Here is a 17,746-nt window from a genome sequence, read left to right on the forward strand (position 1 = left end):
GACCCCCGCGACGCCTCGGTCGACGCCGTCGTCATCGGCTCGGGCCACAACGGGCTGGTCGCCGCCTGCTCCCTGGCCCGCGCCGGCCTGTCGGTCGAGGTGGTCGAGTCCGACTCGGTCCTCGGCGGCGCCGTCTCCACCGTCGAGCGGTGGCCCGGGGTCCGCGTCGACCGGGGGTCCAGCGCGCACGTGATCATCCGGCACAGCGGGATCGTCGAGGAGCTCGAGCTCGAGCGCTTCGGCCTGCGCTACGTCGACTGCGACCCGTGGGGCTTCGCGCCGGCACCGGTCCCCGGGGACGCCGGGCCCGACGGCCGGCCGCTGGTCTTCTCCGTCGACCTCGACGCCACCTGCGCCTCGATCGCCGCGGCCTGCGGGGACGCCGACGCCGCGGCCTACCGCCGGTTCGTCGAGGTCTGGGGGCCGCGCAGCGCCGCCGTAGTCCAGGCGTTCGGCGACCGGCCGAGCCCGGCGCGGCTGGTGCGCCACCTGTGGCCCATCGGCTCACGCCGCCCTCGGACGCCGGGCGGGGAGATCGCCGTGGACTTCCTCGGCTCCGGTGACGCGCTGCTGGACCGCTGGTTCGGGAGCGAACGGCTCAAGGCCGCGCTGGCCTGGTTCGGTGCGCAGTCCGGCCCGCCGATGTCCGAGCCCGGCACGGCGGCGATGGTCGGCTGGGTGGCGCTGCTGCACGACGTCCCGCCCGGCCACCCGGTCGGCGGGTCCGGTGGGCTGACCCAGGCGCTGGCGGCCCGGCTGGCCGCCGACGGCGGCCGGGTCACCCTCGGGGACGGCGCCGCGCGGCTGCTCGTCGACGGCCCGGCCGGCGCCCGGCGGGTCACCGGCGTGCAGACGACGTCGGGACGGCGGGTCACCGCGCCCGTGGTCGTCGCCGCGTGCCACGTGCTCGCCACCCGGACGCTCGCCGGGGACGACGCGCCGCCGGCGCTCGCCGACGCCGACCCGCCGCTGGGCAACGGCTTCGGCCTGGTGCTGCGCGCCCAGACGAACGCGCTCCCGTCCTACCCCGGCGTCGGGGACGAGGCCCTGCAGGGGCTGCAGCTGCTGTGCACCGACCGCGCCCAGCTGGCCCGCGCCCACGGCGACTGGCTGGCCGGGGAGGTCCCCCGTGAGCCGGTGCCGCTGGCGATGTCGTTCTCCGCCAGCGACCCGACCCTCGCGCCGGCCGGCCAGCACGTCGTCACCGTCTGGGGGCAGTGGTACCCCTACGCCCTCGCCGACGGCTCCGACTGGGAGACCCTCGCCGAACCCGCTGCCCAGCAGCTGATCGCCGCCGTCGACCGGTACGCCCCCGGTTTCGCCGACTCGGTACAGCGGCTGTACGTGCAGACGCCGCTGCGGCTGGAGCAGGAACTGTCCCTGCTCCGGGGCAACGTGATGCACGTGGAGATGAGCCTGGCCAGCATGTTCGGCTTCCGGCCGACGCCGGCGCTGTCGGGCCACCGGGTGCCCGGGCTCGCCGGGCTCTACCTCACCGGCGCCTCCACCCACCCCGGCGGCGGGGTCTCGGGCAACTCCGGGCGCACCGCCGCCCGGGTGGTGCTGGCCGACCGGCGTCCCGCCGCCCGGCTGCGGGCGGAGGTCGGCCGCCATCTCGGGGCGCTGCGCCGGTGACCGCGGCGCTGACGGTCCGCCGCCCGGCCGGTGCCGGCTGGCTGCCGGTCGTCCCGGCGCTGCTGCTCGTCGCCACGGCGATCGCCTACCCGCTCACCGACGGCGCCGCCCGGGACGCGGTGAGCTGGGCGATCGTGCTGCTGGGCGCCACCGTCTCGGTCGCCCACGCCGCGGTGAGCCGGGGCCTGCGCACCGGGCTGGCGGTCCTGGTGCTGGTCGCCGTGGTCGCGGTGCTGTTCGAGGCGCTGGGCCTGGCCACCGGGTTCCCCTACGGCGGGTACTCCTACAGCGACGAGCTCGGGCCCACGCTGCTCGGCGTGCCGTTCCTGGTCCCGCTGGCCTGGTTGATGATGGCCTGGCCGAGCTGGGTGCTCGCCGCCTGGCTGGCCCCCCGCTCGCGGCCGGTGCGGGTGCTGGTCGCCGCGTACGTCTTCGCCGGCTGGGACGTGGTGCTGGACCCGCAGATGGTGCAGGCCGGCTACTGGCGCTGGGCGCACCCCTCCCCGGGCCTGCCCGGCATCGACACGGTGCCGCTGACCAACCTGGCCGGCTGGCTGCTGGCCGGCGTGGTGCTGATGACCCTGCTGGACCTGCTGGCCGGGGGTACCCGCTCCCGCAGCTCCGATGCCGCGCCGCTGCTCGTGCTCGGCTGGATGACGCTGGGCGGCGCGCTCGCGCACGCCGGCTGGCTGGGGCTCCCCGGGTCGGCGGCGTGGGGAGCGGTGCTGGCCCTGCCGGTGCTCGCCGCCGTGGTCCGGCGGCTGCGCCGGTGAGCAGGCTGGTGCGGGTCTGCGCCGGGCTGTCCGTGCTCGGCGCGCTGCACGCCGCGGTCAACACCGCGCTGCTGCGCCGTCCCCCGGCCGTGCCCCGGCCGGTCGAGCGGCGGGTGACCGTGGTGCTGCCGGTGCGCGACGAGGCCGGGCAGGTGGGCGGCTGCCTGGCCGCGGTCCTGGCCCAGCGCGGCGTCGACGCCCTCCGGGTGGTCGTGGTCGACGACGGCTCCACCGACGGCACCGCCGCCGAGGTGCGGGCGGTCGTCGACGACCGGGTCACCCTGCTGCCGGGCACTCCGCCGGCTGCGGGCTGGCTGGGCAAGCCGAACGCCTGCGCGGTCGGCGCGGCGGCCGCCGGCGACGTCGACGTGCTGGCGTTCGTGGACGCCGACGTCCGGCTGGAGCCCGACGCGCTCGCGCGGGCCGTGGCCGTGCTGGACGACGCCGGACTCGACCTGGTCTCCCCCTGGCCGCGGCAGCTGGCCGGCAGTGCGGCCGAGCGGCTGGTCCAGCCGCTGCAGCAGTGGCTGTGGGGCACGCTGCTGCCGCTGCGCCTCGCGGAGCGCTCCCCCCGGCCGTCGCTGGCCGCCGCCAACGGGCAGTTCCTGGTGGTCCGCCGCGCGGCCTACGACCGGGCTGGCGGGCACGCGGCGGTGCGCGGCGAGGTGATCGAGGACGTCGCCCTGCTGCGCGCGGTCAAGGCCTCCGGCGGCCGCGGGGTGGTGGTCGACGGTTCCACCCTGGCGAGTTGCCGGATGTACGACGGCTGGGCCGGCGTGCGGGACGGCTACGCCAAGTCGCTGTGGGCGGCGCTCGGGAGCCGGCCCACCGCGGCCGTCGCCGCGGCTGCCGGGCTCAGCGCCGTCTGGCTGCTCCCACCGCTGGCGGCGCTGGCGGGCTCCCGCGCCGGTCTGGCCGGCTACGCCGCCGGGGTCACCGGCCGGGCGGTGGTCGCGGCGCGCACCGGCGGCCGGGTGTGGCCCGACGCGCTGGCCCACCCGGTGTCGATCGCGCTGCTCGACGTGCTGGTCGCCCGGTCGGTGGTCGGCCACCGGCGCGGACAGCTCAGCTGGCGCGGCCGACCCGTGACCGCGCCCGCACCGGCGCCCTCGGCGACGATGGGCGGGTGACCGAGCAGAGCAGTTCCGACCGCGTGCACTTCGACCCCGACGACATGGACACCGGCGCCTTCTACCGGGTGCTGAACTCCGTCGTCGTGCCACGGCCGATCGCCTGGGTCTGCAGCCGCTCGGCCGAGGGCGTGCTGAACCTGGCGCCACACTCCTTCTACACGGTGGCCTGCGTCGACCCCCCGGTCGTGCAGTTCACCTCGGTGGGCCGCAAGGACTCGCTCACCAACGCCGAGCAGACCCGTGAGTTCACCGTCAGCCTCACCCCGGAGGCACTGTTCGAGCAGGTCAACGCCACGGGCACGGACTTCCCGCCGGAGCACGACGAGGCCGAGCACACCGGGGTCCGGCTGGAGCCCAGCGACGTGGTGGGGGTGCCCCGGGTCGCGGAGTCCCCGGTGTCGATCGAGTGCGTGCTGCACGGCACCGTGTCCTTCGGCGACAGCACCGTCGTCTTCGGCCGGGTCGTGCACATCGCCGTCCGGGCCGACGCCGTCCGCGACGGCCGGCCGCGCATCGAGCACCTGCGACCGCTGGCCCGCCTGGGCGGCAACGAGTGGTCGACCATCGGCGAGGTCAAGGAGATCCGCCGGATCCCGTACGGGAAGTGGTCGGCCGACCCGTCGATCGGTGAGCGCGTCCGCGGCGACGGCTGAAGGCCGCGCCGCTCCCCTACGCTGCCGCCCACCGGACGAGGTGGAGGGTCGCATGTCGCAGGCTGGGGTCGGACGCGCGTCGGAGAGCGAGGGCCGCGAGTTCGCGGCGGGTCTGCGCGCGCTGCTGGGGTGGCTGCAGGCAGCAGAGGTCGAGGGCAACGAGGTGGCCGCCCTCGTGCGGGAGGTCCTCGGGGAGGCCGGCGGGGCCCACTCCGTGGTCACCCGGCAGCTGCCGCCCTTCGAGCACGTCAACCTGCAGACCGCGCTGGACAGCTGGTCGGCGGCGGAGGGGCGGCGTGTCCAGGTGCGCGGGATCGCCCTGCCCCCGCATTACGGCGGGATCTCGCTGCAGCAGCTGGTGAGCGGCGAGGCACTGCCACCGCTGCGGCTCTCCGCACCGGGCGTCGTCGACCTGCCCAACGGTCCGGGCTCCACGCTCGCCTGCCTGCGGCTGGCCCTGCTGCTGGTCACTGACGCCCTCGGCCGGTACGTGGTGCTGGTGCAGGGTCCTGGTGAGCACGAGCCGGTGCTGACCGTCGAGGTCGCCGGCCTGCCGGTCCGGGAGGCCCAGGGGGTGCTCGGTGAGCTGGAGCGGGAGAGCCGCCGGCTCAACGTCTACCGACGCCAGCTGGTGGAGGTCTCTCTCACCCCGATGGGCACGGTCAGCCTGGAGTTCCTGGACCGGCCGACCACCGGCCGGGACGACGTCGTGCTGCCCGACCAGGTGCTGGACCGGATCGAGCGGCACGCCCTCGGCGTCGCCGAGCACCGGGCCGCGCTCGTCGCGGCCGGCCAGCACCTCAAGCGCGGCCTGCTCCTCTTCGGCCCGCCGGGTACCGGCAAGACGCACACCGCCGGGTACCTGCTCGGCCGGATGACCGACTACACCCGGCTGGTCCTCACCGGCCGGTCCCTGGGCGCCGTCGGGTCGGTCACCGAGCTGGCCCGGGAGCTCCAGCCCGCCGTCGTCGTGCTCGAGGACGTCGACCTGGTCGCCGCCGACCGGTCGTTCGGCCCGGGGGGCAGCCCGGTGCTGTTCGACCTGCTCGATGCGATGGACGGCGCCGCGGCCGACGCCGACCTGCTGTTCGTGCTCACCACGAACCGGGCCGACCTGCTGGAGCCCGCGCTGGCCGCCCGGCCCGGCCGGGTCGACGTCGCCGTCGAGATCGACCTGCCCGACGCCGCGGCGCGCCGTCGGCTGCTGGAGCTCTACGGACGCCGGGTCCCGCTGCAGGTCGCCGACGCCGACGTCGAGGCGGTGGTCGAGCGCAGCGAGGGTGTCACCGCCTCGTTCCTCAAGGAGCTGCTGCGCCGGGCCGTGCTGGAGGGGCTGCACGACGAGGGCGAGCTGGTGGGCGTCACCGGGTCGCACCTGCTGCGCGCGCTGGACGACCTGCTCGACTCGACCCAGTCGGTCACCCGAACCCTGCTGGGCGTGGGCGTCGACCCCGCCGACCTGCCCGCCGACGGCCCCGCGCCGATGCCGGCGCACGCCGGCTGGGTCAGCTACCGGGGGGCCCACCGGGGGCTGCGCCACCGGTGAGCTCGGGCGGGACGGCCTGGCTCAGGCAGGGAGGAAGGGGGCGACCTCGTCGGCGGCGTCGGCGCCGAAGGCCTCGGCGAACCGGGCCAGGAAGGGCTCGCGCGGCAGCGTGTACTCCTGGGTGCCGATCACCTCGACCGCCGCCGTCGCCACGGCCGAGCCGACCTGGGTGGCCCGCTCGATGCCCAGCCCCCACTGCCGGGCGGCGACGAAGCCGGCACGCAGCGCGTCGCCGCCGCCGGTGGGCTCCACCGGCTTGGTCTCCGGGACGGCGATGACCTCGATCGTCTCGGCGCCGGCCTGCTCGACGCGCACCCCGTTGGCCGCCCGGGTGGTGACCCAGGTGCCGACCCGGGCGAGCACCTCGGCGTCGGTCCAGCCGGTCTTCTGCAGCAGCAGGGCGTGCTCGTACTCGTTGGTGAACAGCAGGTCCGCGCCCTCCACCAGCTCACGGATCAGCTCGCCGTCGGCCCACGCCAGCTGCTGGGAGGGGTCGGCGAGGAAGGGGTACCCGCGGTCCCGGCACTCCCGGGTGTGCTGGGCCATCGCGGTGGGGTCGTTGGGCCCGACCACGACCAGGTCGACACCGCCGACCCGCTCCTCCACCGGACCCAGCTCGATCAGCGAGGCCTCCGACATCGCACCGGAGTAGAAGGAGGCGATCTGGTTGTTCGCCGCATCGGTCGTGCAGGTGAAGCGGGCGGTGTGCTTCAGCTCCGACCAGTGCACGCTGCCGGTGTCCACGCCGTGCCGGGTCAGCCACGAGTCGTAGTCGTCGAAGTCGCTGCCGACCGCGCCGACCAGCACCGGCCGCAGGCCCAGCAGGCCGAGCCCGTAGGCCATGTTCGCCCCGGCACCCCCGCGGTGCTGCACCAGGTCGTCGACGAGGAAGGAGAGGGAGACGTTCTCCATCTTCCCCTCGACGAACTGGTCGGTGAACCTGCCGGGGAAGGTCATCAGGTGGTCGGTGGCGATCGAACCGGTCACGACGACGGACATGGGGCTGCTCTCTCCGGGGAACGGCGGCCACCAGGAACCGCGGGACCCCGGACCGGTGACGAGCGCCGGGGCCGACACCAGGGTAGGAGCCGCCCGAGCAGCCCGCCTGCGGGGTCCCGAGGTCGGGCGGCGGTCAGTCGGCCAGCGCCCGGCGCAGCTGCACGCCGAGCTGCGTCGTCCCGACCACCCCCAGCAGGCAGCCGACCGCCGCGCCGGCGGTGACCACCTCCTCGGCCAGGCCGAGCCCGGCGACCACCCCGGCGCCGCCGAGCGTGAACCCGGCCATCGCGACCCGGGTCGGGCGCTCCCAGACGGAGATGGCGCCGGTCTCGCTCACCCCGGCCTGCCCGGCCCGGGCTCGCAGGTAGTCCGGCAGCCAGCAGAGCGCGCCGAAGGCCGCAGCCAGCCAGCCGGGGGCCCCGGCCACCCAGAACGCTCCCGCGTAGGCGACCTCGGTCAGCCGGTCGACCGCCGAGTCCAGGACGAAGCCGCGCCGGGACGCCCGGCCGCCGGCGATCGCCAGCGCCCCGTCGAGGGAGTCCAGCAGCCCGGAGAGCCCGACGAGCACCCCGCTGAGGACCAGCCAGGCGCCCCCCGCGGCCGCCGGCCCGATCGCCGCGCCGGCGACGACCAGGCCCAGGGCCGTGGCGACCAGCGGGGAGAGCCGGCCCAGCGGCACGGCCAGCGTGTAGGCGAGGGTCAGCCAGCCGTGCACCAGCCGGCTGTCGGCGGGGTCGGTGCCACCGTGCCAGCGGGACCAGGCCGCCAGGTACTCGTCGCGGCTCAGCACCGGTGCAGTCCACCACGTCGCCGCGGCAGGTGGCGCGCACAGCACGAGCAGGGACAGTGGGTGCGTGCTCGCCGGTCTGTCCCCCGCCCGCCGCCGCCTCGCGCTGGCGCTGCTGGTCCTCGTCGTGGTCGCCGCTGCGGTGGTCATCGCCCTCGTCGTCCCCCGATCGTCCGGCGGTGCTGACGGCACCACCGCGACGGCGCAGGACGACACCCCCGGGCCGGTGCTGCTGGTGCCGGGGTACGGCGGCTCGACCTCCTCGCTGCGGCCGCTCGCCGACCGGCTGACCGCTGTCGGCCGCGACGCCACCGTGGTGGCGGTGCCCGGGGACGGCACCGGTGACCTCACTGCCGCCGCCGACGCGCTGGGCGCCGCGGTCGACGACGCGCTGGAGCGCACCGGCGCGGGCAGCGTCGACGTGGTCGGCTACTCCGCGGGGGGTGTGATCGCCCGGATCTGGGCCGCTGACGGCGGCGCCGACCAGGCCCGGCGGGTGCTCACCCTCGGATCCCCGCACCACGGCACGACCATCGCCGACCTGGCCGTCGGCATCCTCCCGGCGAAGTGCCCCGAGGGCTGCCGGCAGCTCACCACCGACAGCGACCTGCTGGCCCAGCTCAACGCCGGTGACGAGACCCCGGCCGGGCCCAGCTGGGTCTCGGTCTGGACGACGGCCGACGAGACCGTCACCCCGCCGGACTCCGCCCGGCTGGCGGGTGCGGTGGAGCTGCCGGTGCAGGACGTCTGCCCGGACTCCCGGGTCGGCCACGGCCAGCTGCCCGCCGACCCCCTCGTCCAGGGCATCGTGCTGGCCGAGCTGGCCGCCGGCCCGCCCGTCCAGCTCAGCACCGCCGACTGCGCCCGGCTGTCAGCCGGCTAGGGGCATCGCCGAAGGCGTGCCTCGGGCGGCAGTCCTCCCCGGGGCCGTCATGAGCTGATGTCCTTGGTGGTGAAGTTCGCCCAGGCCGCGCCGAGCAGCACCACCACGTACACGCCCTGCAGGGCCAGCCCCCGGACGACGTCCCGCCACAGGATCGGTTCCCGGAACAGGTCGACGAAGGCCAGCCAGTACCGGGTCGGCAGGTAGGGCGCGAAGGACGAGGCGGCGTCCAGGGTGAACAGCAGCGAGGACGCCACCAGGATGCCCAGCGCGCCGAGCATCGCCGCCAGCGGGGAGTCGGTGAGCGTGGAGAAGAACAGCGCGAAGGCCGCGACCCCCAGCATGGAGACAGCCACGTAGCCGATCGCCAGCACCGTGCGCCAGGCGATCTCGGTCGAGCTCAGGCTCGTTCCCGACACCGACGTCCCCCCGAGCGGCTGCACGTCGAACAGCAACCGGCCCACCAGGTAGCCGACCACGGCGACGACGGCCACGGTGACCAGGACGAAGACGAGGATCGAGACGAGCTTGGCCACCAGCAGCCGGGTGCGCCCGGCGGGGCGGGCCAGCAGGTAGCGCAGCGTGCCGGCCTGCGCCTCGCCGGCCACCGAGTCACCGGCGATGAGCGCGACGGCGATCGGCAGGAACAGCGGCAGGACGATGGCGAGGGCGGCCAGCGGGTACAGGGTGCCGTTGGTGAGCACGGCGGAGAGGAACACCGGCCCCTCCCCGGGCCGGGGCGCCAGGTCGGTGAGCGCCAGCAGCGCCGCCACCAGCACCGGCAGCGCGTTGAGCAGCGCGATGGTCACCCAGGTGCGGGGACGGCGGAACAGCTTCCGCAGCTCGACGGCGATCACCGGCGCGACCGCTCCCCCGGCGCGTCGACCCGGTCGGCGCTGGTGCTCGCCGCGGCCAGCACCACCTCCTCCAGCGACGGGCGCTGCAGCCGCAGCCCGGTGACCGGCACCCCGGCGGCGACCAGCGCGGCGTTGACCTCGGCCGGGTCCGCACCGCGCACCACCGCGGAGCCGGCGTCCAGGTCGAGGACCCGGCCGTCCAGCGCCGCGCGCACCCGCTGCGGGTCGGGGGTCTCCACGACCGTCGCACCGGTGGGGGCGGTGAGGGTGGCCAGCTGGTCCTGCAGCACCAGCCGACCGCGGTCCAGCACGCCCACCCGGCTGCACAGCTGCTCGACCTCGGCCAGCAGGTGGCTGGAGAGGAACACCGTCGTCCCACCGCGGTGCAGCTCCAGCAGCAGGTCGCGGATCTCGTGGATGCCCTGCGGGTCCAGCCCGTTGGTGGGCTCGTCGAGCACCAGCAGCTCCGGACGGCGGAGCAGCGCCGCGCCCAGGCCGAGGCGCTGGCGCATGCCCAGCGAGTAGGCCTTGACCGGCTTGCGGCCGACCCCGGCGAGGCCGACCTGCTCGAGCACCGTGTCGATGCGGGCCGTCCGGGTGCGCCGCGAGCCGCCCGGCCCGGCGGCGTCCATCAGGGCCAGGTTCGCCCGGCCGGACAGGTGCCCGTAGTGGGCCGGGCCCTCGATCAGCGCGCCGACCCGGGGCAGCACCCGGCGGGCGCCCTTCGGCATCGGCTCGCCCAGCAGCTGCACCGTGCCCGAGGTCGGCAGCACCAGGCCGAGCAGCATCCGCACCGTCGTCGTCTTGCCCGAGCCGTTGGCGCCCAGGAAGCCGTAGACGTCGCCGGCCCGGACGTCGAGGTCGATCCCGTCGACGGCGCGCAGCTGGCCGTACCTCTTGGTCAGTCCCTCGGTGCCGATGACGGTGCTCAGCTGTCCCCTCCGGTCAACTCGGTCGCGGCGGCGGCGAGGGCGTCCAGGCTCACCGTGCCGGCGAGCAGCACCGGGCCGTCCGGGCCGTCGACCAGCATCAGGCCCAGCGGTCCGGAGGCGATCCGGACACCGAGGTCGTCGACCACCGCGCCGGGGGCGACGACGAGGGCGTCGAGCAGCGGCCCGGCCACCCGCCCGGGCAGCGGGCTGACCGCCAGCAGGGTGATGCCGCGGCCGTAGACGCCCACCGACCGGGGTGCGCCGTCGATGGTGCGCCGGTCGAGCCCGGCCAGCACGCCGGGGAGCCGGGACCGGGTCTCCCGGCCGGCGCGGGAGGCCGCCTGCAGCAGCTGGGCGTCCTGCCCCTCGCGCACGTCGGCGCCCGGCGGCACCTCGAAGGCGGTGACGGACGCCGCGGGGGTGCCCAGCTCGAGGGAGAGGAACCCGGTGTCCAGGGCGGGTTCCGCGGCACCGTCGGCGACCACCTGGACCCGCAGCGGCACGCCGCTGTCCGCGTCCACCCAGACGTCGACCCGGGCGACCGACGCCGCATCCTCGGCCGGGACGACACGCAGGCCGAGGGCGTCCCGACCGGCGACGCGCTCGGCGCCGAGCCGGCTGAGCTCGTCCTCGCCGGCCTCGGACAGCAGCCGTCGTCCCAGCGCGCTGGGCAGCAGGTCGGAGGCGGTGGGCAGGGCGAGCGGGGTCGGCGCGGTGCGGGTCGCCGTGGCGTGCACGTAGTCCCAGGTCCAGCTGCCGACGGCGTCGGCGTGCACGTCGGTCTCCCCGGTGGGCGTCAGCACGTCGACCCGCCAGTCGTCGGCGGCGCGGTACCAGGCCCGCATCGTGGTCCGGTCGCTGAGCAGGTCCGCGACGTCGGTCAGCTGCTCCCCGACGGGCAGGGCCAGGCCACCGGCGGCCTGCGCGTAGCCGGAGAACGCCACGTCGGCGGAGTCGAGCGCCTGCTGCCGCAGGCCGGCCGCCGAGGTGCCGGCGTCGGAGGCCGGCAGCGCGGCGACCACCGACGGCAGGGCGGCGAGCGCGGCGACGGCTCCCCCGACCACCGCCCAGCGGCCGGCCGCCCCGTTCCGTCGCCCAGCCACCCGGCCACGGTACGTCGCACTCCCGCCGGTCGGTGCTTGAAGCTTCATGTGCGCGGCCCGGACCCGCCCTGCGGTGTGCCGTCGGCGCGGGAGGCCGCCGGTGCGGCAGGGTGCAGGAGTGTCCGAGGGAGCCCGGCCGTTGTGGCCCGAGCGCTACCTCACCGACGGTCGGCTGGTCATCGGCCCCGGTCCGCGACCGGTCGAGCCCCGCGACACCGCGCTGGACCGGGTCGCGTCCGCGGTGGCCCGGCTGGACTGGCTGGCCCGGTGCGGGCGCGGGTGGCGGCGGCTGGACCGCACCGAGCGGACGCTGGCCTGCGTGCTGGCGATCGGGCTCACCGGTGGCCTGGCGTTGCTGGTCCCGCTGGCCGGCGTCGCGGTGGTCCGGTACCGCGAGGAGCAGGTGCGCACGGAGCTGCGCCGCCCGCCCACCCCGCCGGAGGTGACCCTGGCCGCCTGGGACACCATCGAGGCCCGGGTGGCCGGCGCCGCCAGCCGTGCCTGGGCCGAGACGCTGCGCGAGCCGTCCTGGCACTCCCCCTTCCTCGCCGCCACCCGCGCGGCGTTCGACGGCGAGGCCGAGGTCGGCCAGGTGGTCACGCTCGCCGACCGCATCCGAGCGGCCCGCGCCGGGCTCGGCGCCCGACCCGCCGGCCCCGCCGCCGAGTTCTGGGACCGGCAGCAGACCGCCCTGGACGACGCCGCCCGCCGGCTGGGCCGGCGCGCCGATGCGCTCATCCGGCACCGCGACCAGGCGGCCGCCCTCTCCGGGGAGCTGCAGCACCTGGCCGACCTGGAGCGGCTGGAGCGCAGCGCCGCCGAGGTCGACGTCCTCACCGTCGAGACGGCGTACGGGCCGGGACGGCGGGACGGCGGGCTGGGTGACGTCGCCGAGGACATCGCCGCGGTGCGGCACGCCATGACCGACCTGGTCGACCTGATGACCCGCACCCGCGCTCCGCTCGCGCTGCCGCCCGAGGCCCCCGGCTGACCCTGCAGGACACCCGCCCACCGCCTACGGTCTGTCACCATGGCCGCCCCGATCAGCGACGCCGTCGTCGTCGACGTGCTGCGCCGCGTGGACCGCGGGCTCGGCCCGCTGGTGCAGCGGCTCGGCCGCCCGCCACAGTTGCCCCCGGCCCAGCGGGCCGCCTGGTGGGCGCACCAGGTCGGCCGGGTGGCCGCCGGGGTGGCGGCGGCGCCGCGGTTCGCCGGCCGGCTCGCCAGCCTCCTGCCGCTGCAGAACACGGTGGGATCGGCGGTGCAGGCGCTCGTCGTCCTCGGCGTGGCCCGGGAGCACGGGCTCACCGAGCAGGCCGACCGGGTCGCGCTGCTGGCCCGGGTGCTGCTGGACCGCGACCTGCCGGCCGACCGGGTCCAGCCGCTGCTGGCCCGCAGCCGCGGGGTCTACGTCGACGAGGCGCTGGGCGACGACCGGTCCGGGGTGGACGGCGTGGCCCGTAGCCTGTGGCGGGCCGCCCGGCTGCTCGGCCGGATCGACGACGCGCTCGACGCCCGGCCCAAGGGCAAGTGGCGGCACCGGGCGCTCGCCCAGCTGCCGGTGGTCGGCGTGGTCGGCGGCTACGCGGCCGAGCGGGAGGCCCTGCGCCGGGCCGCCCGGCGCGCCGAGGAGCTGCTCAGCGCGCCGGTCGCGCTCCACCGCTGAGGACGTCGGCCCGCGCCAGGGCCTGGAACACCTCACGCGTCGCCGTCGACCGGTTCATGGTGATGAAGTGGATGCCGGGCACCCCCTCGGCGACGAGCCGGCGGCACATGTCGGTCGCCACCTCCACGCCGTAGTCGCGCACCGCCCGCTTGTGCTGCGGGGTGTCGCCGTCCAGCGCGGCGAACCGGTCGGCGAGCTCGGTGGGGAAGGCCTGTCCGGACAGCTCCACGATCCGGGTGATCTGCCGGGCGTTGGTCACCGGCATCACCCCGGCGACGACCGGGACGTCGCAGCCCCGGGCGGCCACCCGGTCGCGCAGCCGGAGGTAGTCCTCGACCCGGAAGAACATCTGGGTGATCGCGAAGTCCGCGCCGGCGCGGCACTTCTCGACGAACATGTCGGTGTCGGACTCCAGGTCCGGCGAGCGGGGGTGCCCCTCGGGGAAGGCCGCCACCCCGACGCAGAAGTCACCGATGCCCTTGATCAGCTCGACCAGCTCGGCGGCGTTCTGCAGCCCGTCGGGATGGGCGACCCACTCGGCCTGCGGGTCGGCGCCCGGCGGGTCGCCGCGCAGCGCGAGGAGGTTGCGCACCCCCGCCGCGGCCAGCCGGCTGACCACGTGCCGCAGCTCGGCGGTGCTGTGGTCGACCGCCGTCAGGTGGGCCAGCGGCAGCATGGTGGTGTCGGTGGCGATCCGCTCGGTGACCGAGACGGTGCCCTCGCGGGTCGAGCCGCCGGCGCCGTAGGTGACGGAGACGAACGAGGGCCGCAGCTGCTCCAGCTGGCGCAGCGCGGTCCACAGCTGGACCTCGGCGGCGTCGTCCTTGGGCGGGAAGAACTCGAAGGACCACGTGGGCTGCTCGGTGTGCAGCAGCTCGCGCACGGTGCCGGTCATGACCGACGAGCCTACGGGCGTCAGGGTGCCCGGGGCGCAGCGGCTCGGGTCATCGGAATAGCACCCCGCCGAGTTGGGCAATACTCGCCCTGTGACAGTCGGGACGCAGCAGCGCGAGACCACCGTCGACGGCCCTCTCGGGGAGCTCGCCGTCCCGACCCTGGCAGCGGCCGACCTCGGTCGGCTGCGCACCTCCGTGGAGGCCGCGCTGGGCTCCTTCCTCACCGAGCAGCGGGCGACCCTGGCCGGCATGGCCGACGAGCTGGTGCCGGTGGCCGACGAGGTCGCCGCGGTGGCCGGCGGGGGCAAGCGGCTGCGGCCGGCCTTCGCCTACTGGGGCTGGCGGGGCTTCGTCGACCTCGACGACCCGGCCGCGGAGTCCGACGACGCGGTGCTGCGGGCCGTCGCCGCGCTGGAGCTGGTGCACAGCAGCGCCCTGGTGCACGACGACGTGATGGACGCCGCGGACACCCGCCGCGGCCGCCCGGCCACGCACGTCGGCTTCGCCGGCCGGCACGGCGGCGCCGAGCTCGACGGCGACGCGGACACCTTCGGGGTGGGTGCGGCGATCCTCGTCGGCGACCTGGCACTGGTCTGGTCCGACGAGCTGCTGCGCTGCTCCGGGATCTCCCCCGGGGCGCTGGCCCGGGCCCGCCCGGTCTGGGACACCATGCGCACCGAGGTCACGGCCGGCCAGTACCTGGACCTGCTCCGCGCCGCCGGTGGCCTGCCCGGCCCGGCCGGCGCGCTGACGGTGGCGCGGTACAAGAGCGCTGGCTACACCGTGCAGCGGCCCCTGCAGCTGGGTGCGGCCCTGGCCGGCGCCGGACCCGACGCGCTGGAGGTGTGCACCGCCATCGGCCTGCCGCTGGGCGAGGCGTTCCAGCTCCGCGACGACGTCCTGGGCGTGTTCGGCGACCCCGCGGTCACCGGCAAGTCCGCCGACGACGACCTGCGCGAGGGCAAGCGCACGCTGCTGGTCGCGCTCACCGAGGAGGGCACCGACGACGCCGGCCGGGCGCTGCTGGCCGACGCGCTGGGCAACTCCGCGGCGGACGCGGCGGAACTGGACGGCGTCCGGTCGCTGATGACCCGCAGCGGCGCGCTGGACCGGGTCGAGGAGCGGATCGCCGAGCAGACCCGCCGGGCCCGGGAGGCGATCGCCGCCGCCCCGCTGGCCGCCGACGCCGGCCGGGCACTGGACGCCCTGGCGGTCGCCGCGACCACCCGCGCCGCGTGACGCGGACCCTGCGCACCGTCCCCGGCCGCACCGACCGGGTCGTCGTGGTCGGGGCCGGCCTGGCCGGGCTGTCGGCGGCGCTGCGGCTGCGCGGCGCCGGCCGTGAGGTGACCGTCGTCGAGCGCGGCAGCGGGCCCGGCGGGCGGGCCGGTGTGCTGACCCGGTCGGGCTACACGCTGGACACCGGCCCGTCGGTCTTCACCGCCCCCGAGCTGCTGGCCGACGCCTTCGCCGCGGTCGGCGAGCGGATGGAGGACCGGCTCACCCTGCTCCCCCTCGACACCACCTACCGGGCCCAGTTCGCCGACGGCGAGCACCTGGACGTGCACGCCGACCGGACCGCCTTCGCCGCCGAGGTGGAGCGGCTCTGCGGCCCCGCCGAGGCCGCGGCCCTGCACCGCTACCTCGACGACCTCGCCGAGCTGTACCGGCTGCAGCTGCGCACCTTCATCGACCGCAACCTGGACTCCCCGCTGGACCTGCTGGGTCCCGAGCTGCTCACGCTGGTGCGCCGGGGCGGCTTCCGCCGGCTGTCGCACCACGTCGCGGGCTTCTTCGCCGACGAGCGGCTGCGCCGGCTGTTCAGCTTCCAGGCGCTCTACGCCGGGGTCTCGCCGTTCCGGGCGATCGCCGCCTACGCCGTGATCGCCCAGCTCGACATCGGCGCCGGCGTGTGGCACCCGGTCGGCGGTATCGGCGCCGTCCCCCGGGCGATGGCCGCGGCCGCCGCCGACGCCGGCGTGCAGTTCCGCTACGACACCGACGTCACCGACCTGGAGATGGCCGGCGGCCGGGTGACCGGGGTGCGGCTGGCCGACGGCGAGCGGCTGGTGCCGGACGCCGTCGTGGTCACCTCCGACGCCCCGGACCGGCTGGTGCCGCGGCTGCGCGGGCCCCGCCGGCCGGTCTACTCGCCCTCCTGCGTCGCGCTGCACCTCGGGGTGCGAGCCGAGCTGCCCGGCCAGGCGCACCACACGATCAGCTTCGGCGCGGCCTGGGAGCAGGTCTTCGACGAGCTGACCCGCGACGGCCGGCCGATGAGCGACCCGAGCCTGCTGATCAGCATGCCGTCGGTGACCGACCGCTCGCTGGCCCCCGAGGGCGGCCAGGTGCTCAGCGTGGTGGCACCGACCCCGAACCTCGACCCGCGCAGCGGCGGGAACCCCGACCTGGACTGGCCGGCGCTCGCGCCGCGCTACCGCGAGGAGCTCATGCGCACGTTGGAGGCCCGGGGCTGGACCGGCATCACCGACGCCGTCGAGGTGGAGGAGCTGCTCACCCCGGTGGACTGGGCGGCGCAGGGGATGGCCGCCGGCACGCCGTTCGCGCTCGCCCACACCTTCGGGCAGACCGGCCCGTTCCGGCCCTCGACGCTGCCCCGCCGCGGCCCGGAGAACGTGGTGCTGGCCGGGTCGTCGGTACAGCCGGGGGTCGGAGTGCCGATGGTGGTGATCAGCGGCCGGCTCGCCGCCGAGCGGATCACCGGGCGGGTGTCGTGATCCCCGCGACCCGGGCGGAGCAGCAGGCCACGCTGGACGCCGCCTACGCGCACTGCGCGGCGATCGCCGCCCGGCACGGCAAGAGCTACCACCTGGCCACCCGGCTGCTCACGCCTGACCGCCGTCCCGCGGTGCACGCGCTCTACGCCGCCGCCCGGACCGCCGACGACTTCGTCGACGTGCCCGGCGCCGACCCCTCGGGTGACCTGGCGACCTGGTCCAAGGCGCTGCTGGACGAGCTGGCCGGCGGCTGGTCCGACGACCCGGTGCGGCTGGCGCTGGTGCACACCTACCGGCGGTACGACATCCCGCTGGAGCACCTGGTCGACTTCCTCGCCGCGATGACCAGCGACCTCGACGTCACCGGCTACGCCGACCTGGACGCCCTGGACCGGTACATGTGGGGCTCGGCCTCGGTGATCGGCCTGCAGGTCCTGCCGGTGCTGGGCACCGCCCCCGGCGTGGCCCGGGAGGAGGCCGCACCGCACGCCGTCGCGCTCGGCGAGGCCTTCCAGCTGACCAACTTCCTGCGCGACGTCGCCGAGGACGTCGACCGCGGCCGGGTGTACCTGCCCGAGGACCTGATGAGCGCGCACGGGGTCACCCGCGAGCAGCTGGCCGCGCGGCAGTTCACCCCCGGCTTCCGCGAGCTGATGCGGGAGATGGTGGCGGTCACCCGCCGCCTCTACGACGACGCCGCCCCGGGCACGCCGCTGCTGGCGCGGGAGTCCCGGGACTGCGTGCGGGCCGCCACGGCGCTCTACGGCGGCATCCTGACCGAGATCGAGAAGGCCGACTACCGGGTGCTCGAGCGCCGGGTGCGGGTGTCCAGGCCGCGCCGCCTGGCGGTGTTCGCCCGCCGGTTGACCGCCGCCCAGCTGGCCAGGGTCAGCACGACCAGGGCGAAGCCGAACAGCAGGTCCTCGACCGGGGCGTAGGCGATCCGCGGCCCCCAGATCGCGTCCGGGTCATAGGTCACCACGTCCAGGCCGGTGAGCACGCCGTTCATCAGCAGCTGGAAGACGATCACGATGGCGTAGGCGACCCAGAACACCGGCCGGGTGACCATCCGGGTGCGCAGCACGGCCAGGTCGACGACCAGCACCGCGACCAGGACGACGACGGCGATCTGCGAGTAGGTCACC

The 17,746-nt window shown here is 76.3% G+C and carries 17 protein-coding genes and 1 pseudogene; 11 read left to right on the top strand and 7 right to left on the bottom strand.

Going from position 1 to position 17,746, the window contains the following annotated elements; all coding sequences use genetic code 11:
* Window positions 1–33: 33 nt before the first annotated feature.
* The 5 genes from FHL79_RS00100 to FHL79_RS00120 are packed head-to-tail and all read left to right on the top strand — an operon-like array spanning window position 34 to window position 5,740.
* A complete protein-coding gene (locus FHL79_RS00100; RefSeq protein WP_281283844.1) occupies window positions 34–1,635 on the top strand; it encodes a phytoene desaturase family protein in 1,602 nt (533 codons plus the stop codon).
* The gene (locus FHL79_RS00105) at window positions 1,632–2,408 is read left to right on the top strand and encodes a carotenoid biosynthesis protein (RefSeq protein WP_171057939.1); all 777 of its coding nucleotides are present in this window, start codon (window positions 1,632–1,634) and stop codon (window positions 2,406–2,408) included. Before FHL79_RS00100 ends, FHL79_RS00105 begins: the two co-directional genes overlap by 4 nt.
* Window positions 2,405–3,538 carry a glycosyltransferase family 2 protein gene (locus FHL79_RS00110; RefSeq protein ID WP_138756621.1) on the top strand — a complete coding sequence of 378 codons (1,134 nt, stop codon included), beginning with the start codon at window positions 2,405–2,407 and terminating at the stop codon, window positions 3,536–3,538. The genes FHL79_RS00105 and FHL79_RS00110 overlap by 4 nt, the downstream gene beginning before the upstream one ends.
* Window positions 3,535–4,194: a flavin reductase family protein gene (locus FHL79_RS00115; protein ID WP_246080158.1), complete on the top strand. Its 660-nt coding sequence runs from the start codon at window positions 3,535–3,537 to the stop codon at window positions 4,192–4,194. Before FHL79_RS00110 ends, FHL79_RS00115 begins: the two co-directional genes overlap by 4 nt.
* 52 nt (window positions 4,195–4,246) lie before the next feature.
* Window positions 4,247–5,740: an AAA family ATPase gene (locus FHL79_RS00120; RefSeq protein ID WP_138756622.1), complete on the top strand. Its 1,494-nt coding sequence runs from the start codon at window positions 4,247–4,249 to the stop codon at window positions 5,738–5,740.
* Window positions 5,741–5,761: 21 nt separating this feature from the next.
* Here the strand turns inward: FHL79_RS00120 and FHL79_RS00125 are convergent, their stop codons facing one another.
* Window positions 5,762–6,739: a carbohydrate kinase family protein gene (locus tag FHL79_RS00125; protein WP_138756623.1), complete on the bottom strand. Its 978-nt coding sequence runs from the start codon at window positions 6,737–6,739 to the stop codon at window positions 5,762–5,764.
* A 133-nt stretch (window positions 6,740–6,872) separates the two neighbouring features.
* Entirely contained in the window at window positions 6,873–7,529 is a 657-nt protein-coding gene (locus FHL79_RS00130) for a CDP-alcohol phosphatidyltransferase family protein (protein ID WP_138756624.1), read from the bottom strand.
* Window positions 7,530–7,593: 64 nt separating this feature from the next.
* Here FHL79_RS00130 and FHL79_RS00135 point away from each other — a divergent pair, with 64 nt between their 5' ends.
* On the top strand, window positions 7,594–8,409 hold the full coding sequence (locus FHL79_RS00135) for a lipase family alpha/beta hydrolase (RefSeq protein WP_138756625.1): 816 nt from the start codon (window positions 7,594–7,596) through the stop codon (window positions 8,407–8,409).
* A gap of 47 nt (window positions 8,410–8,456) precedes the next feature.
* Here the strand turns inward: FHL79_RS00135 and FHL79_RS00140 are convergent, their stop codons facing one another.
* From FHL79_RS00140 to FHL79_RS00150, 3 genes are read right to left on the bottom strand one after another with little or no spacing between them, the layout of a single operon-like run.
* Window positions 8,457–9,266 (bottom strand): ABC transporter permease, encoded by an 810-nt coding sequence (locus tag FHL79_RS00140; RefSeq protein ID WP_138756626.1) that lies wholly within the window; start codon window positions 9,264–9,266, stop codon window positions 8,457–8,459.
* Window positions 9,263–10,198, bottom strand: a complete 936-nt coding sequence (locus tag FHL79_RS00145; RefSeq protein ID WP_138756745.1) for an ABC transporter ATP-binding protein — start codon at window positions 10,196–10,198, stop codon at window positions 9,263–9,265. The genes FHL79_RS00140 and FHL79_RS00145 overlap by 4 nt, the downstream gene beginning before the upstream one ends.
* On the bottom strand, window positions 10,195–11,301 hold the full coding sequence (locus FHL79_RS00150) for a sigma-E factor regulatory protein RseB domain-containing protein (RefSeq protein WP_246080159.1): 1,107 nt from the start codon (window positions 11,299–11,301) through the stop codon (window positions 10,195–10,197). Before FHL79_RS00150 ends, FHL79_RS00145 begins: the two co-directional genes overlap by 4 nt.
* A 118-nt stretch (window positions 11,302–11,419) precedes the next feature.
* Between FHL79_RS00150 and FHL79_RS00155 the strand changes: the two genes are divergently transcribed.
* Window positions 11,420–12,292 carry a serine/threonine-protein kinase gene (locus FHL79_RS00155; RefSeq protein ID WP_138756627.1) on the top strand — a complete coding sequence of 291 codons (873 nt, stop codon included), beginning with the start codon at window positions 11,420–11,422 and terminating at the stop codon, window positions 12,290–12,292.
* Between the two features lie 39 nt (window positions 12,293–12,331).
* Entirely contained in the window at window positions 12,332–12,967 is a 636-nt protein-coding gene (locus tag FHL79_RS00160) for a hypothetical protein (RefSeq protein ID WP_138756628.1), read from the top strand.
* Here the strand turns inward: FHL79_RS00160 and metF are convergent.
* Window positions 12,939–13,862, bottom strand: a complete 924-nt coding sequence (metF, locus tag FHL79_RS00165; RefSeq protein ID WP_138756629.1) for a methylenetetrahydrofolate reductase [NAD(P)H] — start codon at window positions 13,860–13,862, stop codon at window positions 12,939–12,941. The genes FHL79_RS00160 and metF overlap by 29 nt on opposite strands.
* Window positions 13,863–13,953: 91 nt before the next feature.
* On the opposite strand from metF, the gene FHL79_RS00170 reads away from it, so the two are divergent.
* Genes FHL79_RS00170 through FHL79_RS00180 form a run of 3 tightly spaced genes read left to right on the top strand, consistent with a single transcriptional unit; the run spans window position 13,954 to window position 17,539 of the window.
* Window positions 13,954–15,102 (top strand): polyprenyl synthetase family protein, encoded by a 1,149-nt coding sequence (locus FHL79_RS00170; protein WP_218938269.1) that lies wholly within the window; start codon window positions 13,954–13,956, stop codon window positions 15,100–15,102.
* Complete coding sequence (gene crtI, locus FHL79_RS00175) at window positions 15,099–16,601, top strand: phytoene desaturase family protein (RefSeq protein WP_218938270.1); 1,503 nt, start codon at window positions 15,099–15,101, stop codon at window positions 16,599–16,601. The genes FHL79_RS00170 and crtI overlap by 4 nt, the downstream gene beginning before the upstream one ends.
* Window positions 16,598–17,539 carry a phytoene/squalene synthase family protein gene (locus tag FHL79_RS00180; RefSeq protein ID WP_218938271.1) on the top strand — a complete coding sequence of 314 codons (942 nt, stop codon included), beginning with the start codon at window positions 16,598–16,600 and terminating at the stop codon, window positions 17,537–17,539. The genes crtI and FHL79_RS00180 overlap by 4 nt, the downstream gene beginning before the upstream one ends.
* On the opposite strand, the pseudogene FHL79_RS25635 reads toward FHL79_RS00180, so the two are convergent.
* Window positions 17,536–17,745 (bottom strand): annotated as a pseudogene (locus FHL79_RS25635) (lycopene cyclase domain-containing protein); the annotation flags it as partial. The gene FHL79_RS00180 and the pseudogene FHL79_RS25635 sit on opposite strands and share 4 nt — an antisense overlap.
* Between the last annotated feature and the right edge of the window lies 1 nt (window position 17,746).

The sequence above is a fragment of the Modestobacter altitudinis genome, from assembly GCF_005930475.1.
Classification (GTDB): domain Bacteria; phylum Actinomycetota; class Actinomycetes; order Mycobacteriales; family Geodermatophilaceae; genus Modestobacter; species Modestobacter altitudinis.

What these genes read in the sequence shown, in the direction of transcription:
- FHL79_RS00125 (WP_138756623.1), bottom strand. Translation starts at nt 6,739, where the DNA reads ATGTCCGTCGTCGTGACCGGTTCGATCGCCACCGACCACCTGATGACC.
- metF (WP_138756629.1), bottom strand. Translation starts at nt 13,862, where the DNA reads ATGACCGGCACCGTGCGCGAGCTGCTGCACACCGAGCAGCCCACGTGG.
- FHL79_RS00160 (WP_138756628.1), top strand. Translation starts at nt 12,332, where the DNA reads ATGGCCGCCCCGATCAGCGACGCCGTCGTCGTCGACGTGCTGCGCCGC.
- FHL79_RS00120 (WP_138756622.1), top strand. Translation starts at nt 4,247, where the DNA reads ATGTCGCAGGCTGGGGTCGGACGCGCGTCGGAGAGCGAGGGCCGCGAG.